This is a genomic window from Pseudomonas sp. PvP025 (genome assembly GCF_017832155.1).
Taxonomy (GTDB): Bacteria; Pseudomonadota; Gammaproteobacteria; order Pseudomonadales; family Pseudomonadaceae; genus Aquipseudomonas.
This window is the reverse complement of sequence record NZ_JAFIBJ010000001.1, coordinates 3,980,583-3,996,651: the sequence shown is the minus strand read 5'-3', so window position 1 is coordinate 3,996,651 and position 16,069 is coordinate 3,980,583. Positions and strand designations below refer to the sequence as shown.

16 protein-coding genes are annotated in these 16,069 nt (G+C 58.8%); all 16 read left to right on the top strand.

The genetic code is table 11. From position 1 onward, the window contains the following. The first annotated feature begins 189 nt into the window (after positions 1-189). The 16 genes from mnmG to glmS all read left to right on the top strand — a co-directional run bounded on the left by mnmG (position 190) and on the right by glmS (position 15,994). Positions 190-2,082, top strand: a complete 1,893-nt coding sequence (mnmG, locus tag JOE32_RS17365) for a tRNA uridine-5-carboxymethylaminomethyl(34) synthesis enzyme MnmG (protein ID WP_209986669.1) — start codon at positions 190-192, stop codon at positions 2,080-2,082. Continuing rightward, the gene (rsmG, locus tag JOE32_RS17360) at positions 2,079-2,723 is read left to right on the top strand and encodes a 16S rRNA (guanine(527)-N(7))-methyltransferase RsmG (protein WP_209986667.1); all 645 of its coding nucleotides are present in this window, start codon (positions 2,079-2,081) and stop codon (positions 2,721-2,723) included. The genes mnmG and rsmG overlap by 4 nt, the downstream gene beginning before the upstream one ends. A gap of 18 nt (positions 2,724-2,741) precedes the next feature. Further along, a complete protein-coding gene (locus JOE32_RS17355; protein ID WP_209986665.1) occupies positions 2,742-3,539 on the top strand; it encodes a ParA family protein in 798 nt (265 codons plus the stop codon). A 9-nt stretch (positions 3,540-3,548) separates the two neighbouring features. Then, complete coding sequence (locus JOE32_RS17350; protein ID WP_057006243.1) at positions 3,549-4,421, top strand: ParB/RepB/Spo0J family partition protein; 873 nt, start codon at positions 3,549-3,551, stop codon at positions 4,419-4,421. A 148-nt stretch (positions 4,422-4,569) separates the two neighbouring features. Beyond that, complete coding sequence (locus JOE32_RS17345; protein ID WP_003177069.1) at positions 4,570-4,977, top strand: F0F1 ATP synthase subunit I; 408 nt, start codon at positions 4,570-4,572, stop codon at positions 4,975-4,977. Between the two features lie 16 nt (positions 4,978-4,993). After that, positions 4,994-5,863 carry a F0F1 ATP synthase subunit A gene (gene atpB, locus JOE32_RS17340; protein ID WP_057006244.1) on the top strand — a complete coding sequence of 290 codons (870 nt, stop codon included), beginning with the start codon at positions 4,994-4,996 and terminating at the stop codon, positions 5,861-5,863. Between the two features lie 133 nt (positions 5,864-5,996). Further along, the gene (gene atpE / locus JOE32_RS17335; protein WP_002555987.1) at positions 5,997-6,254 is read left to right on the top strand and encodes a F0F1 ATP synthase subunit C; all 258 of its coding nucleotides are present in this window, start codon (positions 5,997-5,999) and stop codon (positions 6,252-6,254) included. 56 nt (positions 6,255-6,310) lie between these two features. Then, the gene (locus JOE32_RS17330; protein WP_003177066.1) at positions 6,311-6,781 is read left to right on the top strand and encodes a F0F1 ATP synthase subunit B; all 471 of its coding nucleotides are present in this window, start codon (positions 6,311-6,313) and stop codon (positions 6,779-6,781) included. Positions 6,782-6,793: 12 nt separating this feature from the next. Continuing rightward, positions 6,794-7,330 (top strand): F0F1 ATP synthase subunit delta, encoded by a 537-nt coding sequence (locus JOE32_RS17325; protein WP_003233569.1) that lies wholly within the window; start codon positions 6,794-6,796, stop codon positions 7,328-7,330. Positions 7,331-7,351: 21 nt separating this feature from the next. After that, positions 7,352-8,896 (top strand): F0F1 ATP synthase subunit alpha, encoded by a 1,545-nt coding sequence (atpA, locus tag JOE32_RS17320; RefSeq protein ID WP_003233567.1) that lies wholly within the window; start codon positions 7,352-7,354, stop codon positions 8,894-8,896. Between the two features lie 50 nt (positions 8,897-8,946). Beyond that, the gene (gene atpG / locus JOE32_RS17315) at positions 8,947-9,807 is read left to right on the top strand and encodes a F0F1 ATP synthase subunit gamma (RefSeq protein ID WP_003233565.1); all 861 of its coding nucleotides are present in this window, start codon (positions 8,947-8,949) and stop codon (positions 9,805-9,807) included. Between the two features lie 27 nt (positions 9,808-9,834). Continuing rightward, a complete protein-coding gene (atpD, locus tag JOE32_RS17310) occupies positions 9,835-11,211 on the top strand; it encodes a F0F1 ATP synthase subunit beta (RefSeq protein WP_003233564.1) in 1,377 nt (458 codons plus the stop codon). Positions 11,212-11,255: 44 nt separating this feature from the next. Beyond that, positions 11,256-11,672 (top strand): F0F1 ATP synthase subunit epsilon, encoded by a 417-nt coding sequence (locus JOE32_RS17305; protein WP_003233562.1) that lies wholly within the window; start codon positions 11,256-11,258, stop codon positions 11,670-11,672. 122 nt (positions 11,673-11,794) lie between these two features. Beyond that, on the top strand, positions 11,795-13,162 hold the full coding sequence (gene glmU / locus JOE32_RS17300) for a bifunctional UDP-N-acetylglucosamine diphosphorylase/glucosamine-1-phosphate N-acetyltransferase GlmU (protein ID WP_209986663.1): 1,368 nt from the start codon (positions 11,795-11,797) through the stop codon (positions 13,160-13,162). Positions 13,163-13,380: 218 nt separating this feature from the next. After that, positions 13,381-14,151, top strand: a complete 771-nt coding sequence (locus JOE32_RS17295; protein ID WP_209990589.1) for a DeoR family transcriptional regulator — start codon at positions 13,381-13,383, stop codon at positions 14,149-14,151. Positions 14,152-14,161: 10 nt separating this feature from the next. Beyond that, positions 14,162-15,994, top strand: coding sequence for a glutamine--fructose-6-phosphate transaminase (isomerizing) (gene glmS / locus JOE32_RS17290; protein ID WP_209986661.1), 1,833 nt, complete (start codon positions 14,162-14,164; stop codon positions 15,992-15,994). The last annotated feature ends 75 nt before the right edge of the window (positions 15,995-16,069 follow it).

Here is a 16,069-nt window from a genome sequence, read left to right as displayed (position 1 = left end):
AACATAAAAACAAAGATTTAATAAATTTCTCTCTTTTAATTTCTATTGTCCGTGATTCATCCACAGCTGGTTAAATTTTGTGCAAAGGGTTCTTTAGGGAAGGCTAAGTCCCTATACTTGCCGCCAAGCTCAAAAACTCTTTCAACCAACAATTCCTGATTACCTACATAAGCAGGCACGAGGTGCGTGGTGGATTTCCCTTCCCGTTTTGAAGTGATCGTCATCGGCGGCGGTCATGCCGGTACCGAGGCAGCACTGGCGTCAGCACGCATGGGTGTTAAAACCCTGCTGCTCACGCACAACGTGGAAACCCTCGGCGCCATGAGTTGCAACCCCGCCATTGGCGGGATTGGCAAAAGCCATCTGGTCAAGGAAATCGATGCCCTGGGTGGCGTCATGGCCATGGCTACCGACAAGGGTGGTATTCAATTTCGCGTGCTCAACAGCCGCAAGGGCCCGGCCGTGCGTGCCACCCGGGCACAAGCTGACCGCATCCTGTACAAAGCGGCAGTACGTGAAACCCTGGAAAACCAGCCGAACCTGTGGATATTTCAACAGGCCGCCGATGACCTGATCGTCGAGCAGGACGTGGTGAAAGGGGTTGTCACCCAAATGGGCCTGCGTTTCTTCGCAGAGTCCGTGGTGCTGACCACCGGGACGTTCCTCGGCGGACTTATCCACATCGGTATGCAGAACTATTCCGGTGGACGCGCGGGTGATCCTCCCTCGATTGCCCTGGCAAAACGCCTGCGTGAATTGCCGCTGCGGGTCGGTCGCCTTAAAACCGGAACCCCGCCGCGTATCGACGGGCGCTCCGTGGATTTCTCGGTGATGACCGAACAGGCTGGCGATACACCGATTCCGGTGATGTCGTTCATGGGCTCCAAGGAGCAGCACCCCAAGCAGGTGAGCTGCTGGATCACTCACACCAATGCGCGCACCCACGAAATCATCGCAGCCAACCTTGATCGCTCGCCGATGTACTCCGGTGTGATCGAAGGCATCGGTCCGCGGTATTGCCCGTCGATCGAAGACAAGATCCACCGCTTTGCCGACAAGGAAAGCCACCAGGTCTTCATCGAGCCCGAAGGCTTGACCACACACGAGCTGTACCCCAACGGGATTTCCACTTCCCTGCCGTTCGATGTGCAAATCCAGATCGTGCAGTCGATTCGCGGCATGGAGAACGCGCACATCGTGCGCCCCGGCTACGCCATCGAGTACGACTACTTCGACCCGCGCGATTTGAAATACAGCCTGGAAACCAAAGTGATCGGCGGGCTGTTTTTCGCCGGGCAAATCAACGGCACCACCGGTTACGAAGAAGCCGGCGCCCAGGGTTTGCTGGCAGGGACCAACGCTGCGTTGCGTGCACAGGGCAAAGACAGCTGGTGCCCGCGTCGCGATGAGGCGTATATCGGCGTGCTGGTTGACGACCTGATTACCCTGGGCACCCAGGAACCGTACCGGATGTTTACTTCTCGGGCCGAATACCGCCTGATCCTGCGTGAAGACAACGCAGATCTGCGCCTGACCGAGAAAGGCCGCGAGCTGGGCCTGGTCGATGATGCGCGTTGGGCCGCGTTCTGCAAGAAACGCGAAAGCATCGCGCTCGAAGAACAACGGCTGAAAAGCACCTGGGTTCGCCCGGGTACCGAGCAGGGCGATGCGATCGCCGAAAAATTCGGCACGCCTTTGACCCACGAATACAACTTGCTCAACCTGCTGTCACGTCCGGAAATCGACTACGCCGGCCTGGTCGAAGTGACCGGCCAGGGCGCAGAAGATCCGCAGGTTGCCGAGCAGGTCGAGATCAAGACCAAGTACGCCGGTTACATCGATCGTCAGCAGGACGAGATCGCTCGTCTGCGCGCCAGTGAGAACACCAGACTGCCTGTGGATATCGACTACACCGGGATTTCCGGGCTGTCCAAGGAAATTCAAGGCAAACTGGGGATAACTCGGCCGGAAACACTCGGCCAGGCGTCACGCATTCCCGGTGTCACCCCGGCAGCCATTTCGCTGTTGATGATTCATTTGAAAAAACGCGGCGCGGGCCGTCAGTTGGAGCAAAGCGCTTGAGTTCGTTGGTCACCTCGCAACACGCCGAAGAGTTATCCACAGGTGCTCGCCAGTTGGGCGTTGACCTGACCCCGGCCCAGCACGACTTGCTGCTGGGCTACCTGGCCCTGTTGATCAAATGGAACAAGGCGTACAACCTCACGGCAGTACGTGATCCTGACGAAATGGTCTCGCGTCATTTGCTCGACAGTCTGAGTGTGATGCCATTCATCAAGAATGGGCGCTGGCTCGATGTAGGCAGTGGCGGCGGTATGCCAGGCATTCCGCTGGCCATCCTGTTTCCCGAGTCGCAGGTCACCTGCCTGGACAGCAACGGCAAGAAGACCCGCTTCCTCACCCAGGTCAAACTCGAACTCAAGCTGGATAACCTGCAGGTTATCCACAGCCGCGTCGAAGCCTTCACGCCTGAACAGCCATTCAACGGAATTGTTTCCCGGGCATTCAGCAGCATGGAGAACTTCAGCAACTGGACCCGCCATTTGGGCGACCTCGATACGCGCTGGCTGGCAATGAAGGGCGTCCATCCAAGCGATGAGCTGTTAGCATTGCCGGCGGACTTCCACCTCGATAGCGAACACGCCCTGGCCGTACCCGGTTGCCAAGGCCAACGCCATCTGCTGATACTGCGCCGCACGGCATGATTGGGAACACAAGCAAGAATGGCTAAGGTATTCGCGATAGCGAACCAGAAAGGTGGCGTGGGTAAGACCACCACCTGCATCAACCTCGCAGCATCGCTGGTCGCGACCAAGCGCCGCGTGCTGTTGATCGATCTCGATCCACAGGGCAACGCCACCATGGGTAGCGGTGTGGATAAACACGGCCTGGAAAACTCGGTCTACGACTTGCTGATTGGCGAGTGTGACTTGACCCAGGCCATGCACTATTCCGAGCACGGCGGTTATCAACTGCTGCCGGCCAACCGCGATTTGACCGCAGCGGAAGTGGTGCTGCTGGAAATGCAGATGAAAGAAAGCCGTCTGCGCAGCGCCTTGGCGCCGATTCGCGAGAACTACGATTACATTCTGATCGACTGCCCACCGTCGCTGTCGATGCTCACGCTCAACGCGCTGGTGGCGGCTGACGGGGTGATTATCCCCATGCAGTGCGAGTACTACGCGCTGGAAGGATTGAGCGACCTTGTGGATAACATCAAGCGTATCGCCGAGTTGCTCAATCCAAACCTGCAGATCGAAGGGCTGCTGCGCACCATGTTCGACCCGCGCCTGAGCCTGATGAACGATGTGTCGGCCCAGCTCAAGGAACACTTTGGCGAGCAGCTGTACGACACGGTGATCCCGCGTAACATCCGCTTGGCCGAAGCCCCTAGCTACGGCATGCCGGCGCTGGCGTATGACAAATCATCGCGCGGTGCCATTGCCTATCTGGCCCTGGCCGGCGAGATGGTCCGCCGTCAACGCCGCAACCCACGCACCGCTGTTGCCCAGCCAACTTAAGGAATCCCCATGGCCGTCAAGAAACGAGGTCTCGGACGTGGACTGGATGCACTCCTGAGTGGTCCGACCGTCACATCGCTTGAAGAACAAGCGGTGCAGGCCGACGAGCGTGAGCTGCAGCACCTGCCCCTGGACCTGATCCAGCGCGGCAAATATCAGCCACGGCGCGACATGGACCCGCAGGCGCTGGAAGAACTGGCGAACTCGATCAAGGCCCAGGGTGTGATGCAGCCGATCGTGGTGCGCCCGATTGGCGGCGGCCGCTTTGAAATCATCGCCGGCGAACGTCGCTGGCGTGCCAGCCAGCAGGCCGGCAAGGACACCATCCCGGCGATGGTGCGCGATGTGCCGGATGAAACCGCCATCGCCATGGCATTGATCGAGAACATCCAGCGTGAAGACCTCAATCCGATCGAAGAAGCGATCGCCTTGCAGCGTTTGCAGCAGGAGTTCCAGCTGACCCAGCAGCAAGTGGCCGAGGCAGTGGGTAAATCCCGCGTGACCGTGTCCAACCTGTTGCGCCTGATTGCGCTGCCGGAAGTGATCAAGACCATGCTGTCTCACGGCGACCTGGAAATGGGTCATGCCCGTGCCTTGCTCGGTTTGCCGGAAAATCAACAGGTTGAAGGGGCGCGACACGTTGTCGCACGAGGCCTGACGGTGCGTCAGACCGAAGCCCTGGTTCGCCAATGGCTCAGCGGCAAACCGGCACCGGTCGAGACGCCGAAGGCCGACCCGGATATCGCGCGGCTCGAGCAGCGCCTGGCCGAGCGCCTGGGCTCTGCGGTACAGATCCGACATGGCAAGAAGGGCAAAGGGCAATTGGTTATAGGATATAACTCGCTCGATGAGCTTCAAGGCGTCCTTGCCCACATTCGCTGAAACATTTACTCATGTAGCGTGTGATCGGAAATCACTACCCGGCAGTTGAATAGGGGCAGAACCGCCCCTATACTCTGCGCGCATTTTGTCGGCACAAATTATGCCAAGTTATTGATTTGCGGCAGCCGACCATTGAGGAGCAAGAGTGATGGAAACCCGCACGCCAAACACGTTGCCGTTCCATCGCTTGGCCGTTTTTCCGGTTTTATTGGCTCAATTTGTCATCCTGCTGATCGCCGCATTGGCGCTTTGGTATGGGCATGGAGTCGTAGCCGGGTATTCAGGACTTTGCGGAGGCCTGATAGCCTTGCTGCCCAATATGTATTTTGCTCACAGGGCCTTTCGGTTTTCCGGCGCCCGAGCAGCCCAGGCTATCGTCCGGTCCTTTTATGCCGGCGAGGCGGGCAAACTGATTTTGACGGCAGTGCTGTTCGCACTGACCTTTGCAGGTGTGAAGCCATTGGCGCCGCTGGCTGTATTCGGCGTCTTCGTGTTGACCCAACTGGTCAGCTGGTTCGCTCCCCTGCTAATGAAAACAAGACTTTCGAAACCTTAGGGCGTTTGAGGCAACCATGGCAGAAACAACCGCTTCGGGCTATATCCAGCACCACTTGCAGAACCTGACCTTCGGTCAGCTTCCCAACGGCGGCTGGGGCTTCGCCCACACCGCAGCAGAAGCCAAAGAGATGGGTTTCTGGGCTTTCCACGTCGATACGCTCGGCTGGTCGGTCGCACTGGGTCTGATCTTTGTCCTGATTTTCCGCATGGCGGCAAAAAAGGCGACTTCCGGTCAGCCAGGTGCCTTGCAGAACTTCGTTGAAGTATTGGTCCAGTTCGTCGATGGCAGCGTGAAAGACAGCTTCCATGGCCGTAGCCCGGTGATTGCACCGTTGGCGCTGACCATCTTCGTGTGGGTGTTCCTGATGAACGCCATCGACCTGATCCCGGTCGACTGGATTCCTCAGTTGGCCATCCTGATCACCGGTGATGCGCACATTCCATTCCGCGCCGTTTCCACCACAGACCCGAACGCTACCCTGGGCATGGCCCTGTCGGTGTTCGCGTTGATCATTTTCTACAGCATCAAGGTCAAGGGCATCGGCGGCTTCATCGGCGAGCTGACCCTGCACCCGTTCGGCAGCAAGAACATCTTCGTTCAAGCCCTGCTGATCCCGGTGAACTTCCTGCTGGAATTCGTCACCCTGATCGCCAAGCCGATTTCCCTGGCGCTGCGACTGTTCGGCAACATGTATGCCGGCGAGCTGGTGTTCATTCTGATCGCTGTGATGTTCGGCAGTGGTCTGCTCTGGCTTAGCGGCCTGGGCGTTGTTCTGCAGTGGGCGTGGGCTGTGTTCCACATCCTGATCATTACCCTGCAGGCGTTTATCTTCATGATGCTGACCATCGTCTATCTGTCGATGGCGCACGAAGAGAACCATTAAGACCAGCCTCGGCCAGTCTGATGTCCTTCCCGGTTAAACGGGAAGGTGGCCCCCAGGGGCTATGAAACGATTTGTTTTACCGCTTTAAAATCTAAAAAACCTAAACCATACGACGTAAAAGTCGGGAGGAAAGATGGAAACTGTAGTTGGTCTAACCGCTATCGCTGTTGCACTGTTGATCGGCCTGGGCGCCCTGGGTACTGCCATTGGTTTCGGCCTGCTGGGCGGCAAATTCCTGGAAGGCGCAGCGCGTCAGCCAGAAATGGTCCCAATGCTGCAAGTTAAAATGTTCATCGTCGCAGGCCTGCTCGACGCCGTGACCATGATCGGCGTTGGTATCGCTCTGTTCTTCACCTTCGCGAACCCCTTCGTTGGTCAACTCGCTGGCTGATCACTCGACTTTTCGAGTGATTGGAGTGATGGACAACGAATGAGCGAGGTGTTGGCGTGAACATTAATGCAACCCTGATTGGCCAATCCGTTGCGTTCTTCATTTTTGTAGTGTTTTGCATGAAGTTCGTGTGGCCTCCGGTCATCGCGGCTTTGCACGAACGTCAGAAGAAGATCGCGGATGGTTTGGACGCTGCCAGCCGTGCAGCTCGCGACCTGGAGTTGGCCCAAGAGAAAGTGGGTCATCAACTGCGCGAAGCTAAAGCACAGGCAGCTGAAATCATTGAGCAAGCCAAGAAGCGCGGTAACCAGATCGTCGAAGAGGCTGTTGAAAAAGCCCGCGTCGAAGCTGACCGTGTGAAGGCTTCGGCTCATGCCGAGATCGAACAGGAACTGAACGGCGTCAAAGACGCGCTGCGTGCCCAACTGGGTGCTCTGGCGGTCGGCGGTGCGGAGAAGATCCTCGGTGCCACAATCGATCAAAACGCGCACGCGGAGCTGGTTAACAAACTGGCTGCTGAAATTTAAGCGAGGGCGATCATGGCAGAACTGACCACGTTGGCTCGACCTTACGCTAAGGCAGCCTTCGAGCACGCCCAGGCCCACCAGCAACTGGCCTCTTGGTCAGCCATGCTCGGCCTGGCTGCAGCAGTGTCGCAAGATGACACCATGCAGCGCGTGCTCAAGGCCCCGCGCCTGACGAGCGCAGACAAGGCCGCCACTTTTATTGAAGTGTGCGGCGACAAGTTTGATGTGAAAGTGCAGAACTTCATCAACGTCGTTGCCGAAAACGACCGTCTCCCGCTTCTGCCGGAGATTGCCGCTCTGTTCGACCTGTACAAGGCCGAACAAGAGAAGTCGGTAGACGTTGAAGTCACCAGTGCTTTCGCATTGAACCAAGAACAGCAAGACAAACTCGCCAAGGTTCTCAGTGCACGACTCGACCGGGAAGTGCGCCTGCAAGTTGCGGAAGACAGGTCCCTCATTGGGGGCATTGTCATTCGCGCCGGCGACCTGGTTATCGATGGCTCGGTTCGCGGCAAACTCGCGAGCCTTGCCGAAGCATTGAAATCTTGAGTTTGAAGGGGCAGCAGAGCAATGCAGCAACTCAATCCTTCCGAAATAAGTGAAATTATCAAGGGCCGCATCGACAAGCTCGATGTGACCTCCCAAGCCCGTAACGAAGGCACTGTCGTCAGCGTATCTGACGGCATCGTGCGGATTCACGGTCTGGCCGACGTCATGTACGGCGAGATGATCGAGTTTCCGGGCGGCGTCTACGGTATGGCCCTCAACCTGGAGCAAGACTCCGTAGGTGCCGTTGTATTGGGCGCGTACACCAGTCTGGCCGAAGGCATGAGCGCCAAGTGCACAGGCCGCATCCTCGAAGTTCCGGTTGGTAAGGAACTGCTGGGCCGCGTAGTCGACGCACTGGGTAACCCTGTTGACGGCAAAGGTCCACTGGGCAACACCTTGACCGACGCGGTCGAGAAAGTTGCTCCAGGCGTGATCTGGCGTAAGTCGGTAGACCAGCCTGTACAGACTGGTTACAAGGCTGTCGATGCCATGATCCCGGTCGGCCGTGGCCAGCGTGAGCTGATCATCGGTGACCGTCAGATCGGTAAAACCGCTCTGGCGATCGACGCGATCATCAACCAGAAGAACAGCGGCATTTTCTGCGTCTACGTAGCCATCGGTCAGAAGCAATCGACCATCGCCAACGTGGTTCGCAAGCTGGAAGAAAACGGCGCCCTGGCCAACACGATCATCGTGGCTGCCAGTGCTTCGGAATCTCCTGCGCTGCAATTCCTGGCACCGTACTCCGGTTGCACCATGGGTGAATTCTTCCGCGACCGCGGTGAAGACGCACTGATCGTTTATGACGATCTGTCCAAGCAAGCAGTGGCGTACCGCCAGATTTCCCTGCTGCTGCGCCGTCCACCCGGCCGTGAAGCTTACCCAGGCGACGTGTTCTATCTCCACTCCCGTCTGCTGGAGCGCGCATCCCGCGTTTCCGAAGAGTACGTAGAGAAGTTCACCAACGGCGCAGTGACCGGCAAAACCGGTTCCCTGACCGCACTGCCGATCATCGAAACCCAGGCTGGCGACGTTTCCGCGTTCGTTCCGACCAACGTGATTTCCATCACCGACGGTCAGATCTTCCTGGAATCGGCCATGTTCAACTCCGGGATCCGTCCTGCTGTGAACGCCGGTGTTTCGGTATCCCGTGTGGGTGGTGCCGCTCAGACCAAGATCATCAAGAAGCTCTCCGGTGGTATCCGTACCGCTCTGGCTCAGTACCGTGAACTGGCGGCATTCGCCCAGTTCGCGTCTGACCTGGACGAAGCGACCCGTAAGCAACTTGAGCATGGTCAGCGCGTTACCGAGCTGATGAAGCAGAAGCAATACGCCCCTATGTCGATCGCTGACATGGCGTTGTCGCTGTATGCCGCTGAGCGTGGGTTCCTGACCGACGTTGAAATCGCCAAGGTCGGCAGCTTTGAACAAGCGCTGATTGCTTACTTCAACCGCGATCACGCCGAATTGATGGCGAAGATCAACGTGAAGGGTGACTTCAATGACGATATCGACGCTGGCATGAAAGCCGGTATCGAGAAGTTCAAGGCCACCCAAACCTGGTAAGCCGCAGCGGGAGCCGCGAGGCTCCCGCTTGCTAACCTGATAGGTGTTACATGGCAGGCGCAAAAGAGATTCGCAGTAAGATTGCGAGCATCAAAAGCACGCAAAAGATTACCAGCGCCATGGAAAAAGTGGCGGTGAGCAAAATGCGCAAGGCACAAATGCGCATGGCTGCCAGCCGTCCTTATGCGGAGCGTATCCGCCAGGTAATTGGGCATCTGGCCAACGCCAACCCGGAATACCGCCACCCGTTCATGATCGACCGCGCCGTAAAGCGTGTGGGTTATGTGGTAGTGAGCAGTGACCGTGGTTTGTGCGGTGGTCTGAATACCAACCTGTTCAAGGCCCTGGTCAAGGACATGGCGGTAAACCGCGAAAACGGCGTCGAGATCGATCTGTGTGTGGTGGGTAGCAAGGGTGCGGCCTTTTTCCGCAACTTCGGCGGTAACGTCGTTGCAGCTATCAGCCACCTGGGTGAAGAGCCGTCGATCAACGATTTGATCGGCAGTGTGAAGGTGATGCTCGATGCATACCTGGAAGGCCGGATTGACCGCCTCTCCGTGGTATCCAACAAGTTCATCAACACCATGACCCAGCAGCCGACCGTGGAGCAATTGATTCCACTGGTGGCGACTCCGGATCAGGAACTCAAGCACCACTGGGACTACCTCTACGAACCGGACGCCAAAGAGCTGCTTGACGGCTTGATGGTGCGCTACGTGGAGTCGCAGGTGTACCAGGCGGTGGTCGAGAACAACGCAGCTGAACAAGCGGCGCGGATGATCGCGATGAAAAACGCTACCGATAACGCCGGTGATCTGATCAGCGATTTGCAGCTGATCTACAACAAGGCGCGTCAGGCTGCGATCACCCAAGAGATCTCGGAAATCGTCGGCGGCGCTGCCGCGGTTTAACGGTTCAAATATTCAGAGGATCCAGCTATGAGTAGCGGACGTATCGTTCAAATCATCGGCGCCGTTATCGACGTGGAATTCCCACGCGACAGCGTACCGAGCATCTACAACGCGCTGAAAGTACAAGGCGCGGAAACCACCCTGGAAGTTCAGCAGCAGCTGGGCGACGGCGTGGTTCGTACCATTGCGATGGGTTCCACCGAAGGCTTGAAGCGCGGTCTGGACGTTATCGACTCTGGCGCAGCCATCTCCGTACCGGTCGGTAAAGCGACCCTGGGCCGGATCATGGACGTATTGGGTAACCCAATCGACGAAGCTGGTCCGATCGACACCGAAGAGCGCTGGGGCATTCACCGTCCAGCACCTTCGTTCGCCGAGCAAGCGGGCGGCAACGACCTGCTGGAAACCGGCATCAAGGTTATCGACCTGGTTTGCCCGTTCGCCAAGGGCGGTAAAGTCGGTCTGTTCGGTGGTGCCGGTGTAGGCAAGACCGTCAACATGATGGAACTGATCCGTAACATCGCCATCGAGCACAGCGGTTATTCCGTGTTCGCCGGTGTGGGTGAGCGTACCCGTGAGGGTAACGACTTCTACCACGAGATGAAGGACTCCAACGTTCTGGACAAAGTGGCACTGGTTTACGGTCAGATGAACGAGCCGCCGGGTAACCGTCTGCGCGTAGCCCTGACTGGCCTGACCATGGCCGAGAAGTTCCGTGACGAAGGTAACGACGTTCTGCTGTTCGTCGACAACATCTACCGTTACACCCTGGCCGGTACCGAAGTGTCCGCACTGCTGGGCCGTATGCCTTCGGCAGTAGGTTACCAGCCGACCCTGGCTGAAGAGATGGGCGTTCTGCAGGAACGTATCACTTCGACCAAGGAAGGTTCGATCACCTCGATCCAGGCGGTATACGTACCTGCGGATGACTTGACCGACCCGTCGCCTGCCACCACCTTCGCCCACTTGGACGCCACCGTCGTTCTGTCCCGTGACATCGCTTCCCTGGGTATCTACCCGGCGGTCGATCCACTCGACTCGACTTCGCGCCAGCTGGATCCGAACGTGATCGGCCAGGAGCACTACGACACCGCTCGCGGCGTTCAGTACGTGCTGCAGCGTTACAAGGAACTGAAGGACATCATTGCGATCCTGGGTATGGACGAGCTGTCGGAAACCGACAAGCAGTTGGTAAACCGTGCTCGTAAGATCCAGCGTTTCTTGTCGCAGCCGTTCTTCGTGGCTGAAGTCTTCACCGGTGCCTCGGGTAAATACGTTTCCCTGAAAGACACCATTGCTGGCTTCAAAGGCATCCTCAACGGTGACTACGACCACCTGCCAGAACAAGCGTTCTACATGGTCGGCGGCATCGAAGAAGCGATCGAGAAAGCCAAGAAACTGTAATCCTGGCGCCCGGCGACGGGCGCTCATCAGGTTGAGGCAATCAGATGGCTATGACAGTCCATTGCGATATCGTCAGCGCGGAAGGGGAAATCTTCTCCGGTCTGGTAGAAATGGTGATTGCACACGGCGAACTCGGTGACCTGGGTATTGCCATGGGCCACGCGCCGTTGATCACCAGCTTGAAGCCAGGTCCGATCACACTGACCAAGCAAGGCGGGGAACGTGAGGTGTTTTACATCTCGGGTGGTTTCCTCGAGGTTCAGCCGAACATGGTCAAAGTACTTGCCGACACTGTGCAACGTGCTGGCGACCTGGATGAAGCCTCCGCTCAGGAAGCCGTCAAGGCTGCCGAGAAGGCGCTGAACGAAAAAGGCGCAGACTTCGACTACAGCGCTGCTGCAGTCCGTCTGGCCGAAGCCGCAGCCCAGCTGCGGACGCTCCAGCAGATCCGCAGGAAGTAAGCGGCCACGCCGTAATGCTTATGCGCGATTGATTAAAAAGGGTAGCCTCGGCTACCCTTTTTCTTTTTTTGCAAAACACTTCTCTGGTCTGAACCCGGACCGCCCAGGATTGGTAGCCATTCATGTCTCTTGAAATCGTCATTCTCGCCGCAGGCCAGGGCACACGCATGCGTTCGGCCCTGCCCAAGGTGCTGCATCCGGTCGCGGGCAACTCCATGCTCGGCCATGTTATCCACAGTGCCCGGCAGTTGGACCCGCAACGCATCCATGTAGTGATCGGCCACGGTGCCGATGCTGTGCGCGAGCGCCTGGCGGCGGATGACCTCAATTTCGTGTTGCAAGACAAACAACTCGGCACCGGCCACGCCACTGCCCAGGCAGTGCCGTTCATCACCGCCGACACTGTGCTGATCCTCTACGGCGATGTGCCGCTGATCGAAGTCGAAACCCTGCAACGCCTGCTCAAGCACGTAGTGCCTGGCCAGATGGGCCTGCTTACCGTTGAGCTGGACGACCCCACCGGCTACGGACGCATCGTGCGCAACGCTGACGGCAAGGTCGCCGCCATCGTTGAACACAAGGACGCCAGCGAAGCCCAGCGCGCCATCACCGAAGGCAACACCGGGATCATGGCCGTGCCGGCCAATCGCCTGGCGGACTGGATGAGCCGCCTGTCCAACAACAACGCCCAGGGCGAGTACTACCTCACCGACGTCATCGAGATGGCGGTGAGCGACAACCTGGTAGTTGCCACCGAGCAGCCCCATGACCCGATGGAAGTGCAGGGCGCCAACGATCGCAAGCAATTGGCAGAGCTGGAGCGTCACTATCAGTTGCGCGAAGGCCGCCGCCTCATGGCTCAAGGCGTCACCCTGCGCGACCCGGCCCGTTTCGATGTACGCGGTGAAGTCACCGTCGGCCGCGACGTGCTGATCGACATCAACGTGATCCTCGAAGGCCGTGTGGTCATCGAAGACGACGTGGTAATTGGGCCCAATTGCGTGATCAAGGACAGCACCCTGCGCAAGGGCGTGGTGGTCAAGGCCAACAGCCATATCGAAGGCGCCGTGATGGGCGAGGGCAGCGATGCAGGCCCGTTTGCGCGGTTACGTCCGGGCAGTGTGCTGGGCGCCAGGGCGCATGTGGGTAACTTCGTCGAGCTGAAAAACGCCGTGATGGGCGACGATGCCAAGGCTGGCCACCTGGCCTACCTGGGGGACGCTGTGATCGGTGCTCGCAGCAACATTGGTGCTGGCGCCATCACCTGCAATTACGATGGCGCCAACAAATACCAGACGACGATTGGTGAGGACGTATTCATCGGCTCCAATAACTCGCTGGTCGCACCCGTCACCATTGACGACGGTTCCAACACGGCGGCGGGCTCAACTATCAACCAGAATGTGGACAAGTCGCAACTGGCCGTAGCCCGCGCCCGCCAACGCAACATCGATGGCTGGAAACGCCCGGTCAAACTCCCCAAGACCTGAGTTATCCACAGTGTCAGCAGCAACATGAAACCCAATGTGGGAGGGGGCTTGCTCCCGATAGCAGTCATTCAGTCACTGATGCATCGACTGAAACAGCGCTATCGGGAGCAAGCCCTCTCCCACAATCGTCTTGTCGTCGCATTCAAAAATGCACTTGACGAACTTTCACCAATAGGTTTTGATTGCCTTCGTTATCTTTCGAAACGAAACTTATCATCATCATGTCGAAACGAAATACCCCTCAACGTCGCCACAACATCCTCACCCTGCTCAATGAGCAGGGCGAAGTCAGCGTGGACGAGTTGGCCAAGCGTTTCGAAACCTCGGAAGTCACCATCCGCAAGGACCTCGCCGCCCTCGAAAGTAACGGCCTGCTGCTGCGCCGTTACGGTGGCGCAATCACCATGCCCCAGGAACTGGTCGGCGATGCAGCCCAACCCATCTCGGCCCATAAACGCGCTATCGCGCGTGCCGCCGTAATGCGTTTACGCGAACACGCCCGCATCATCATCGACAGCGGCAGCACCACTGCCGCGATGATTCCCGAGTTGGGTCACCAGCCGGGTCTGGTGGTGATGACCAACTCCCTGCATGTCGCCCGCGCCTTGAGCGAACTGGAACATGAGCCGGTGTTGTTGATGACCGGCGGCACCTGGGACCCGCACTCGGACTCGTTCCAGGGGCAGGTCGCCGAGCACGTGTTGCGCTCCTATGACTTTGACCAGTTGTTCATCGGTGCCGACGGCATTGATCTGGAGCGCGGCACCACCACCTTCAACGAGCTGCTGGGCCTGAGCCGGGTAATGGCCGAGGTCGCCCGGGAAGTGGTGGTAATGGTCGAGTCCGACAAGATCGGCCGCAAGATTCCCAACCTGGAGCTGCCCTGGAGCAGCGTCCATACCCTGATCACCGATGATCGCCTGCCGCTTGAGGCCCGCGACCAGATACAAGCCCGCGGCATCACGCTGATATGCGCGGCAATCATCTAGGAGACATACCATGTGTGGAATTGTAGGCGCCGTCGCCGAACGTAACGTTACCGCCATCCTCATCGAAGGCCTCAAGCGCCTCGAATACCGCGGCTATGACAGCGCCGGTGTGGCGGTTTTCACCAACGGCGGCAAGCTGGAGCGCATGCGCCGGCCCGGCAAGGTCAGCGAATTGGACCAGGCCCTGGCCGGTGAGCCGCTGGTCGGCCGTCTGGGCATCGCCCACACTCGCTGGGCCACTCACGGCGCGCCGTGCGAGCGCAACGCCCACCCGCATTTCTCCGGCGACCTCGCTGTGGTGCACAACGGCATCATCGAGAACCACGAAGCACTGCGCGAACAGCTCAAGGGCCTGGGCTACGCGTTCACCTCGGACACCGACACCGAAGTCATCGCCCACCTGCTCAACCATAAGCTCAAGGACCACAGCGACCTGACCACCGCCCTCAAGGCCACGGTCAAGGAACTTCATGGCGCCTACGGTCTGGCGGTGATCAGCGCCAGCCAACCCGACCGCGTGGTCGCCGCCCGCAGCGGCAGCCCGCTGGTGATCGGCCTGGGTCTGGGCGAGAACTTCCTCGCCTCCGACCAACTGGCCCTGCGTCAGGTTACCGACCGCTTCATGTACCTGGAAGAAGGCGATATCGCCGACATCCGTCGTGAAAGCGTGGCGATCTGGGACGTGGACGGCAACTCTGTCGAGCGCGAAGCCGTGCAATACCGCGACGGCGCCGAAGCCGCCGACAAGGGCGAATTCCGCCACTTCATGCTCAAGGAAATCCACGAGCAGCCTTCCGTGGTGCAACGCACCCTCGAAGGTCGCCTCAGCCAGAACCAGGTGCTGGTCAACGCCTTCGGCCCGCAAGCCGCCGAGCTGTTCGCCAAGGTGCGCAACGTGCAGATCGTCGCCTGCGGTACCAGCTACCACGCCGGCATGGTTGCGCGTTACTGGCTGGAAGAGCTGGCCGGCATCCCGTGCCAGGTCGAAGTCGCCAGCGAGTTCCGCTACCGCAAGGTGGTGGTGCAGCCCGACACCCTGTTCGTGACCATCTCCCAGTCCGGCGAAACTGCCGACACCCTGGCCGCCCTGCGCAACGCCAAAGAGCTGGGCTTCCTTGCCAGCCTGGCGATCTGCAACGTCAGCATCAGCTCCCTGGTGCGTGAATCCGACCTCACCCTGCTGACCCAGGCCGGTCGCGAAATCGGCGTAGCCTCCACCAAGGCGTTCACCACGCAGCTGGTCGGCCTGCTGCTGCTGACCCTGTCCCTGGGTCAGGTGCGCGGCACCCTTGCCGAAGGCGTCGAAGCCACGCTGGTAGAAGAACTGCGCCGCCTGCCAACCCGCCTGGGCGAAGCCCTCGCGATGGACAGCACCGTGGAAAAAGTCGCCGAGCTGTTTGCCGACAAAAACCACACCCTGTTCCTCGGCCGTGGCGCGCAATACCCGGTGGCGATGGAAGGCTCCCTCAAGCTCAAGGAAATCTCCTACATCCACGCCGAAGCCTACCCAGCCGGCGAGCTGAAGCACGGCCCGCTGGCCCTGGTGGATGACGACATGCCGGTGGTCACCGTCGCGCCGAACAACGAACTGCTGGAAAAGCTCAAATCCAACCTGCAGGAAGTACGTGCCCGTGGCGGCCAACTGATCGTGTTCGCCGACGAAAAAGCCGGCATGACCAATGGCGAAGGCACCCACGTCATCAACATGCCGCACATCCACGACACCCTGTCGCCGATCCTCTACACCATCCCGCTGCAGTTGCTGTCGTACTACGTGGCCGTGCTTAAAGGCACCGACGTTGACCAGCCGCGTAACCTGGCCAAGTCGGTGACGGTGGAGTAATAAGCCGCGTGCCTGGAGGCCGTAGACCTGTGCATCTTCGAAGCTGATGCCTGGATTCGGGATAAAAAAGGGATG